Raw genomic sequence first — 9,519 nt, 5'->3', positions numbered from 1 at the left:
TTACCGACCTTCTGTACGGCATCGGCGGCCAGGACACGGGCGGTGTCGACGGCCCGCTGGTCCAACTCGGTCCACTCGAAGGCGGCAGCGGTCGAGTGCGGATTCACGCATGAGCTCCTGTGACTGTGTGAAGACGGAAGGACGAAGGACGAAGAAGAGGACGGAAGGACGAAGAGGGGGACCGTGGCTGGGGGTAAAGGCCCCTCCCGCGGGGAGGGGCGGGAGGGACGTGCCAGGGCCGGCGGTGTCGCCTACTTGCCCCAGAGCTTCTGGTACGCCTCGCGGTATCCCTTCGGGTCCCAGGAGGAGCCGCCACCGCTGTTCGCCGCCGTCGTGATGTGCACCGGGGCGATATAGCCGCTGGCGGGCTTGCCGGCGAAGGAGCGGTTGAACTCGTCGACGATCTGCCAGCCCTGCTCGGACAGCGGTTCGGGCACCGTGGCCGCCTGGAACTGCTTGCTGTTGATGCGCTGGAAGGCCGAAGGGTCGCCGTCGCCGGCGCCGATGCTGAAGGGGGCACCGTTGCCCTGCTTGCCGCCCGCCCGCAGCGCGGGTGCCGCGTCGGCGAAGTACAGGTCGTTGATGGCCACCGAGTGCGTCCACTTGGTGCCGAAGCGGGACAGCAGCGCGGAGACCTCCTGCGGGGTGCGGCTGCTGGCGTCGGCGATCGGGATGTTGGAGGTGGACAGCACCTTGGTGTCGGAGCAGGTGGCGAGCTCCTTCTCGATCAGGTCCGACTTGCCCTTGGCGAAGGGGATGGAGGCGTCGGTGAAGACCACCACTCCGGCCCGGCCGTTGGACTGGCTGATGACCCAGTCGGCGCTGATCTTCGCGACGTCCTCGACCTTGGTGGTGATGTTGCTGAAGAGCTTGGGGTCCGTGCTGGGTCCGGGGGTGCCGACGGCGTGCCAGCCGATGAGCGGGATGCCGGCGGCGTTGGCCTGCGCTACCTGCTGGGCGGTCGACTTGGGGTCGAAGCCGGACAGGACGATGCCGTCGGGCTTCACGGCGACGGCCTGGCTGACGGCGGCCTGGATGCCGGCCGGGGTGCCCTGGCCGTCGATGATGCGCACCGTCCAGCCGATGGCCTTGGCGGCCTCCTTGACGCCTTGGGCGGCGCCCGCGACGCCGGGGTTGGTCATGCTCTGGGCGACGTAGACGATCGTCTTGCCGGCGACGGCCTTGGGGCCGGTGGTCGGTCCGCCCCAGGGGGCGTCGACGGCTTCGGCTCCCGCGACCGCCTGCTTCGCCTTCGCCAGGACGGCCGGGCAGCCGGCCTTCGAGGACCCGCCCACGGTGGTGGAGCCGGCGCTGTCGGAACCGCGGGTGCAGCCCGCGACCGTAGCGGTGAGCACGGCCAGGGCGGCCACGGCTCTGAGGGTTGCCTTGCGGGTGGGGTGGTACGACACGGCGGTGCTCCTTGAGGGCGTGCGACAAGCGGGCGGCGTGACGGGCAGGCGGAGAGAGGGAAGGGGAGGTGCGGTCCTGGGTTCGGTCGTGGTCAGGGAGTGCGCGGCGCGTCCCCGTCGGAGGCACCGGTGGCGGACGAACCGGTGACAGCGGGCGTCGGTTGTTCCGTCGTGGGTTCCGCGGCCGGCGTGGTGAGTGAGCGGCGCGTGGCACTGGCACCGGCGCGCAGTCGGCGGCGGGCCGAGTAGCCGGCCAGGCCGACGGCGAGGAGCAGTGTGCCGCCGTTGAAGAGGGAGGTCGCCCAGAACTCCGCGCCGAGCTGCTGGATGCCGGCCAGGCCGATGGCGAGGATGGCGACGGCGACGACGGTTCCGGCGGCGTTGGCGCGGCCCGGCTTGATGGCGGTGGAGCCGAGCAGGGCGCCGACGAAGGCGGGCAGGAGGTAGTCCATGCCGACGCTCGGGTTGCCGATCTGCTGCTGCGCGGCGAGCAGGACGCCCGCGAAGCCGACGACGAGTCCAGAACCGGCGAAGGCGTAGATGCCGTACCGGCGGGTGGGGATGCCGACGAGGTCGGCGGCGCGGGCGTTGGAGCCGATGACGTACAGGTAGCGGCCGAGCGGCAGGCGCTCCAGCAGCAGCCAGAGCACCACGGCGAGCGCGAGGACGTAGAAGGCGGGGACCGGCAGACCGAGGAACTCGGAGTCGTACAGGTCGGTGAAGGCCGGGGGCAGGCCGTGCGGGCCGGGAACGATCCGGGCGCCGTCGGTGATCCAGCCCGTGCAGGCGTACAGGAGGCTGCCGGTGCCGAGGGTGGCGATGAAGGAGTCGATCTTGGCGAACTCCACCAGCAGGCCGTTGAGTACGCCGACGATGCCGCCGCCGAGGATGACGGCGACGCAGGCGATCGGCCAGGGCCAGCCGCTGTTCACGATGAGCTGCATGGCCAGGACGTGGGCGAAGCCGAGTCCGTAGCCGACGGAGAGGTCGAACTTGCCGGTGACGATGGGGATCATCGCGCCGAGTGCGAGGATCGCGGGGATCGACTGGTTGGACAGGATCGACGAGGCGTTGTCCATCGTCGGGAAGGTGTCCGGCAGGGCCAGCGCGAAGATCACGAACAGCAGGAGGGTCAGGCCGAGCAGGCCGTAGGTGCCGATGAGTTGGCCACCGCGCAGCCGGGCGGCCATGGAGCCGCTGCCGGTGCCCTTGTCGGTCCTGCCGGGTTTCTGCTTGTGCGCTGCGTGGGGCGTTTCCCTGCGGGCTCCGCCTCCGGCCGCACCGTCCCGCTGTGCGCTGTCGCCGTGGTCGGCCTGGCCACGGGGGGATTCGGTCTCGGTGGCCATCAGTTGTCCGCCGTTCCGGTCAGCGCCGGCATGGCCGACGCGGCGTGGGTGAGTTCGGTGACGGTGAGGGCCTCACCGCTGAGTTCGGCGGTCACGTGGCCCCGTACGAAGACCAGGGCGCGGTGACAGACGTCGGCGACTTCCTCGAAGTCGGTGGAGATGAGGAGGACCGCGAGTCCCTGGGCGAGCGCGTCGTCGAGCAGGCGGTAGATCTCCGCCTTGGCTCCGACGTCGACTCCCGCGGTCGGCTCCTCCAGGATCACGACGCGCCTGCTGAGGCGCAGCCAGCGGCCGATCATGACCTTCTGCTGGTTGCCGCCGGAGAGGGTCGCGATGGGTACCTCGGGGTTGGCCGGGCGTACGCCGAACCTGTCGACCAGCGACTGCGCCGCGGCGCGCTCACGTGGCGGGCTGATCCAGCGCCACGGGGAGCGACTGTCGGCCCGCGGGTTGGCCAGGAAGTTCTCCCTGACGGTGAGTTCTAGGGCGCAGCCCTCCTCCTGGCGGTTGCTGGTGACGAAGCCGATGCCCGCGTCGACGGCCGCGGCGGGCGAGCCGGGCCGGTAGGGCCTGCCGTCGAGCAAGGCCTCACCGTCGTGGATCGGCCGGGAGCCGGCGAGGGCACGGCCGAGGTCCATGTGGCCGGCGCCGGTGAGGCCGACCATGCCGAGGACCTCTCCGGCGCGCACCTCCAGGTCGATGGGGCCCGCGCCGTCGGTGGTGACGCCGGTGAGACGCAGCACGGTCGGGGCCTCGTCGGTGGGGGCCTTGGGGCCGGGCTCGGGGCGGTGGCTCTCCGCCTCGTGCCCGACGATGTCGCGCACGACGCGGTCGGGGCCGTGGTCGGCGAGGCGGCCCTCGCTGATGAGGTGACCGTCGCGCAGGACCGCGAAGCTGTCGGCGACCTGGTAGACCTCGTCGAGCCGGTGGCTGACGTAGACGATGCCGTGCCCCCGGTCGCGCAGGGTGTGCAGGACGTCGAAGAGGCGGGCGCAGTCCGCGGCGGGCAGGCTCGCGGTCGGTTCGTCGAGGACGATGAGCCGGGCCCGGGTGGACAGGGCGCGGGCGATGGCGACGAGGGACCGCTCGGCGCGGGTGAGGTCGGCGACCCTGGCGTCCGGGTCCAGGTGACCGGCGACGATGTCCAGTGCCTCGGTGCTGCGCCGGCGGACCTGCCGCCAGGAGACGAGGCCGGCGCGGCGCGGGTAACCGGTGCCGAGGGCGATGTTCTCGGCGACCGTCATCCACTCGACGAGGCCGAGGTCCTGGTGGATGAAGGACATCTCGGCGGAGGCGGCATCGGTGCCGAGCGGGTGGCCCGCGACGGTGACCTCGCCCTGGTCCGCCCGGTACACCCCGGCGAGGACCTTGATCAGTGTGGACTTACCGGCACCATTGTGACCCAATAGGGCGAGGATGCTGCCGGAGTGAAGGTCGAGGTCGACGTCGGCGAGGGCGAGCGTGCCGCCGAATCGCTTGCGCAACCCCCGGATGCTCACCAGGGGCCGGCGTGAAGCTGTGTCTTCTGTGTCAGCTGTGTCAGCTGTGTCTTCTGTGTCAGCTGTGTCATCGGGAGCGTCATACACGGACTTCTCCGAAGGATCTGCCAGCCGAGGACCATTCCGTCGGCTCGACCAGAATCCTGTACAGCTACCAGCATGCTGGTCAATGGTTCTGCCGGTTTTTATTGCCTCAAAGTTACGGCGGCCGTACGGAGAGATCTCCGTACGGCCGCCGTGGGTGACACCGAAGAGGGGCGCGCACAGGCCCCCGGGAACTCAGCCGGCAGGCGGCGCCCCCTGCGGAAGCATGGGGTTCTCCAGGCCCGTCGCGATGGCCCGCAGGTCCTTGAGCAGGGCCTCGCGGAACTCGTCGTCGAGCCGGGCCTTGAGCACGGTGACGCTGATCGCGAAGGGCGCCGAGTCCGTACGGAAGCCGTTGACCGGTACGGCGAGACAGAGGATGCCCGCCGTGGCCTCCTCGTCGTCGATCGCGTAGCCGCGCTCCCGGGCCTCGGCCAGGTCCGCCATCAGCGCGGGCACGGAGGTGATGGACCGCTCACTGAGGGCGGGCAGGGTACGGCCGCGCAGCCGGTCCTCGGCCACCGCCGGATCCAGTGTGGACAGGATGGCCTTGCCGGTGGCCGTGCAGTTCGCCGGGAAGCGGTCGCCGATGTTGGCCGTCAGCCGCAGCGGCTGCGTGCCGTCGTATCGCCCCAGGTAGAGGACGTCCAGGCCGTCGAGTACGGCCACCCGCGCGGTCTCCCGCGAGATGTGGGTACTGCGCCGGCACAGCTCGTAGAAGTCGCGCAGCTGGTCGACGGTGGCCAGGTAGCGGCCACCCAGCTCGACGAGCTTGCGTCCCAGGCTGAAGCCCGAGCCGTTGCGCGCGATCATGCCGGCCGCCTCCAGGGAGGCGCACAGATTGCCCGTCGAGGACTTCGGCAGGCCCAGGGCGCGAGCGATCTCACTCACCGACAGCGGGCGCCCCTCTGCCTCGCCGAGTGCGTCGAGGATGGCCACGGCCCGCGTCACTGCGGGAACGAGACTACCCGGGTCACTTGCGCTCACCAGCAACTCCACCCATCATTCTGTTCGTCGTTCAGCATATTGGTTATTGTCTCTCGTGTGCCCCCGAACGACAATGCCGTCGGCGCACGCTTTGCCGTCGAGATTCTCCGCATCCCTTCCGGACCACTCGACCGTAGCGCGCCCTCCGGGCCGGCCGACGACACCCTGCGAGCCTTGGAGCGCTGAGCAGCAGATGAGCAGCAGCCCGCACGATCCATCTCCCCCCTCCCCCGGCGACAACGCCTCCGGCGGCGAACCGGACAACGGACCCGCCTTGTCCCGTGCCGAGTTCGACACCCTCTTCGACGAGCTGAGCACCTGGGGCCGCTGGGCCCCGGCCGACGCCGACCGGGGCGCCTGGAACCGGGTCACCCCCGAGCACGCACGCCGCGCCGCCGCCCTGGTCCGCACCGGCACCACCGTCCCCACGGCCCTGCCGTGGAACACGGCGCCCGGCCCGGACAACGGCAAGCCCGCCCTCCACTACATGTCCGACCTCGGTGACGTCGAGGCCCCGGAACCGTCCTGCCACAAGGACTTCATCGCCGTCGACTACCACGGCAAGGGCGTCAGCCACCTCGACGCGCTCTCCCACATCGCCTACCGCGGACAGCTCTACGACGGCCGCACGGCACGCGAGGTCGTCGACTCGGGCGGCGCCCGGTTCGGGGCGGTCTCCGCACTCGGTCCGCTGGTCACCAAGGGCGTACTGATCGACATGCCCGCCGTCCTCGGCACCGACTGGCTGGAGCCCGGCCGGGCCGTGCACGCCGAAGACGTCACCGCCGCCGAGAAGACCCTCGGCATCACCATCGGCGAAGGTGACGCGGTCCTGCTGCGCTCCGGCCACTTCCGGCGCCGGGCCGAACTCGGCGCCTGGAACCCGGACAACGCGAGCGCCGGCTTCCACGTCGACGCCATGCCGCTGTTCGCCGAGCGCGGGATCGCCCTGCTCGGCGGCGACGGCGACAGCGACGTGCGGCCCTCGCCCGTCGAAGGACTGCACTCCCCCGTGCACGCCCTCGCGATCACCGCCATGGGCGTGCCGCTGCTGGACAACCTCGACCTCGAAGCACTGTCCGCCGCCTGCGCGCAGGCCGGCCGCTACGAGTTCCTGTTCGTCGTGGCCCCGCTGAACGTCCCCGGCGGCACGGGCTCGCCCGTCAACCCGATCGCGGTGCTGTGATGAGCGGCCTGGGATTCAGAGTCGGCGTCAGCCGGGACTTCCTGGACGCCGACGGCCGCAACGTGTGGGGCGACATCCGGCTCGGCGAACTCGACGCCGCCGGGGTCGACTGGCACTACCTGCCGCGCGACACCCAGGAACTTCTCGGGAGCGACGTCGACGGCCTGGACGCCGTCCTGTTCGCCGGACCCGCCGTCACCGCGCGCACCTTCGAGGGCGCCGTCCGCCCCCCGCTCCTCTTCGCCCGCTTCGGCGTCGGCTACGACGCCGTCGACCTCGACGCGTGCACCCGCAACGGCGCCCTGGTGACCATCACCCCCGACGGCGCCCGGCGCCCGGTCTCCACGGCCGCCCTCACCCTGCTGCTCGCCGTGCTGCACAACGTGACCGCCAAGGACCGGCTGGTACGGGAGGGCCGCTGGGACGAGAAGGAAGAGTGGATGGGCCTCGGGCTCACCGGCCGCCGGATCGGGCTGATCGGCCTCGGCAACACGGCCCGCGACCTGGTCGGTCTGCTGCGGCCGTTCGAGGTCGACCTCGTCGCGTACGACCCGTACTGCCCGCCGGAGACCGCCGCCCAGCTCGGCGTACGGCTCGCGGACGTCGACACCGTGATGGTGGAGGCCGACGCCGTGATCGTGATGTGCGCGCTGACGGAGGAGACCCGCCATCTCGTCGACGCGCGACGGCTGGCCCTGATGAAGCCCACCGCCGTCCTCCTCAACGTGGCCCGCGGTCCCATCGTCGACGAGGCCGCGCTGATCGAGGCGCTGCGGGTACGTCGTATCAGAGGCGCCGGACTCGACGTGTTCGAGAGCGAGCCGCCGGCCCTGGACAACCCGTTGCTGGGCATGGACAACGTCGTGCTCAGCCCGCACGCCCTGGCGTGGACCGACGAGATGTCCGCCGGGAACGGCGGCAGCGCGGTCCGGGCGGTGCTGGAGGTGGCGGCGGGACGCGTACCGCCCTTCGTCGTCAACCGGGATGTCGTCGACAGTCCTCGACTGGTCGGCCGCCTCGCCGAGTTGACGGCCCGTCAGGATGCTCCGGCGGGAGCCGGCGCGTGAGCGTCGCCGACGTCGGCACGGTCGGCTTCCTGGGCCTCGGCGCGATGGGACTTCCCATGGCGGCGAACCTCGCCCGGTCCGGTTTCGACGTCCTCGCCTGGAACCGCAGCCAGGGCCCGCTGGAGGCCGCCGCGACCGCCGGCTGCCGAACCGCCGGCACCCCTGGGCAGGTGGCAGCCGCCGCACCGGTCGTCCTCACCATGCTCCCCGACCTCCCGCAGGTGATCGACCTGCTGGACGGCCCGGACGGACTGCGCTCCGGACGGCCCGTCATGGAGACCCTGGTCGTCATGGGCACCGTCTCCCCCGTCGCGGTGCGCGCCCTGGCCGAGGAACTGCGCCCGCACGGCGTCACGGTCGTCGACGCCCCCGTCAGCGGCGGGGTGCCCGGCGCCCGCGACGCCACCCTGTCGATCATGGCCGGGGGCCCGGCGGAGGCGGTCGCACGGCTCCGCCCGTATCTGGAGGCGATGGGTTCGACCGTACGGCGCCTGGGGGACACCGGCGCCGGCTCCCTCGCCAAGGCCTGCAACCAGCTCGTCGTCGCCGGAACCCTGGTCGCCCTCTCCGAGGCCGTCCTGCTCGGCGAGCGCGGCGGCCTCGAACCGGCCGCACTGCTGGACGTACTGTCCGGCGGACTCGCCTCCTCCGAAGTGCTGGCACAGAAACGGCATCACCTGGCCGAGGGCGACTTCACCCCCTCGGGCCCGGCCCGCTATCTCCACAAGGACCTCGGGTTCGTCCTGGACAGCGCCGCCGCCGAAGGCGTCACGCTGCCGGTCTCCGAGACCGTCGCCGCACTGTACGCGGCCATCGAGGCCCAGGGCCTCGGCGACCTGGACAACAGCGTCGTCCTCGGTCTGCTGCGCGACGGCTCGTTCAACTCCCCTCACTTCACGAAGGACTGAAGACACATGCAGGTAGGAATCGTCGGCCTGGGACGCATGGGCGGCAACATGGCCGCCCGCTGGCGGGACCGCGGCCACGAGGTGCTCGGCTACAGCCGTACCTCCCCCGACCGCGACGCCGACTCCCTGGAGGAACTGGTCGCGAAGCTCGCCGGCCCCCGCGTGGTGTGGCTGATGCTTCCCTCGGGCGACCCGACCCGCGACGCCCTGCGGCAGCTCGCGGAACTGCTGTCACCCGGTGACGTGATCGTCGAGGGCGGCAACTCCCGCTTCAGCGACGACACCGAGCACGCCCGGATGCTCGCCGGGCACGGCATCGGCTACGTCGACTGCGGCGTCAGCGGCGGCGTCTGGGGCCGGGAGAACGGCTACGCGGTGATGTGCGGCGGCGAGGACGAGCACGTGGAGCGCGTCTGGCCGCTGCTGGAGTCGCTCGCCCCCGAGCAGGACGGGCTGTGCCACGCGGGCCCGGTCGGCGCCGGTCATTACACCAAGATGGTCCACAACGGCATCGAGTACGGCATGATGCAGGCGCTCGCCGAGGGCTACGAACTGATGGAGGCCAGCGAGTACGTGCCCGACGTGCCCAAGGTCCTCGCCTCCTGGCGGCACGGCACGGTCGTCCGCTCCTGGCTCCTCGACCTCTTGGTGCGCGCCCTGGAAGAGGACCCGGGCCTCGCCACCCTCTCCGGCCGGGTCGACGACTCGGGCGAGGGCCGCTGGACGGTCGAGGAGGCGGTGCGTCTATCTGTGTCCGCCCCGGCCATGACCGCCGCCCTGTTCGCCCGCTTCGCCTCCCGCAAGCCGGACGCCGACCAGCTCAAGGCTCTCGCGGCGATGCGCCGGCAGTTCGGCGGCCACGCGGTGCACGGCGCCGGCGCCGGCGTGGCCGCGGGTGGGACGAAGCAGGGCTGACCGGCCGGCCGGGCCCCGCCGCGGACCCGCACCATGTCCGGGAACGGGAAGCGGTCGGCTGTACGGCAGCTGTTCGCGCAGCAGTTGCACGCACGGCAGTCGTACGTACGGCAGTTGT

General features: G+C 71.6%; 8 protein-coding genes. 4 read left to right on the top strand and 4 right to left on the bottom strand.

Annotated elements, in window-relative coordinates; all coding sequences use genetic code 11:
* Positions 1-251: 251 nt before the first annotated feature.
* The 4 genes from ACWBNA_RS40125 to ACWBNA_RS40110 form a co-directional block, all read right to left on the bottom strand.
* On the bottom strand, positions 252-1,370 hold the full coding sequence (locus ACWBNA_RS40125; RefSeq protein ID WP_384307400.1) for a substrate-binding domain-containing protein: 1,119 nt from the start codon (positions 1,368-1,370) through the stop codon (positions 252-254).
* Positions 1,371-1,501: 131 nt separating this feature from the next.
* Complete coding sequence (locus ACWBNA_RS40120; protein WP_482709495.1) at positions 1,502-2,599, bottom strand: ABC transporter permease; 1,098 nt, start codon at positions 2,597-2,599, stop codon at positions 1,502-1,504.
* Positions 2,600-2,754: 155 nt separating this feature from the next.
* Positions 2,755-4,341, bottom strand: coding sequence for a sugar ABC transporter ATP-binding protein (locus tag ACWBNA_RS40115; protein WP_482709494.1), 1,587 nt, complete (start codon positions 4,339-4,341; stop codon positions 2,755-2,757).
* Between the two features lie 192 nt (positions 4,342-4,533).
* A complete protein-coding gene (locus ACWBNA_RS40110) occupies positions 4,534-5,289 on the bottom strand; it encodes an IclR family transcriptional regulator (protein ID WP_482709493.1) in 756 nt (251 codons plus the stop codon).
* A 229-nt stretch (positions 5,290-5,518) separates the two neighbouring features.
* On the opposite strand from ACWBNA_RS40110, the gene ACWBNA_RS40105 reads away from it, so the two are divergent.
* The 4 genes from ACWBNA_RS40105 to gnd are packed head-to-tail and all read left to right on the top strand — an operon-like array spanning position 5,519 to position 9,401.
* Positions 5,519-6,511, top strand: a complete 993-nt coding sequence (locus ACWBNA_RS40105) for a cyclase family protein (RefSeq protein WP_482709492.1) — start codon at positions 5,519-5,521, stop codon at positions 6,509-6,511.
* Positions 6,511-7,578: an NAD(P)-dependent oxidoreductase gene (locus tag ACWBNA_RS40100; protein ID WP_482709491.1), complete on the top strand. Its 1,068-nt coding sequence runs from the start codon at positions 6,511-6,513 to the stop codon at positions 7,576-7,578. The genes ACWBNA_RS40105 and ACWBNA_RS40100 overlap by 1 nt, the downstream gene beginning before the upstream one ends.
* Complete coding sequence (locus tag ACWBNA_RS40095) at positions 7,575-8,486, top strand: NAD(P)-dependent oxidoreductase (protein ID WP_482709490.1); 912 nt, start codon at positions 7,575-7,577, stop codon at positions 8,484-8,486. The genes ACWBNA_RS40100 and ACWBNA_RS40095 overlap by 4 nt, the downstream gene beginning before the upstream one ends.
* Before the next feature lie 6 nt (positions 8,487-8,492).
* Entirely contained in the window at positions 8,493-9,401 is a 909-nt protein-coding gene (gnd, locus tag ACWBNA_RS40090; protein WP_482709489.1) for a phosphogluconate dehydrogenase (NAD(+)-dependent, decarboxylating), read from the top strand.
* Positions 9,402-9,519 lie beyond the last annotated feature (118 nt).

This window comes from Streptomyces sp. Q2 (assembly GCF_056820935.1).
This window is presented reverse-complemented; position numbering and strand designations above follow the sequence as displayed.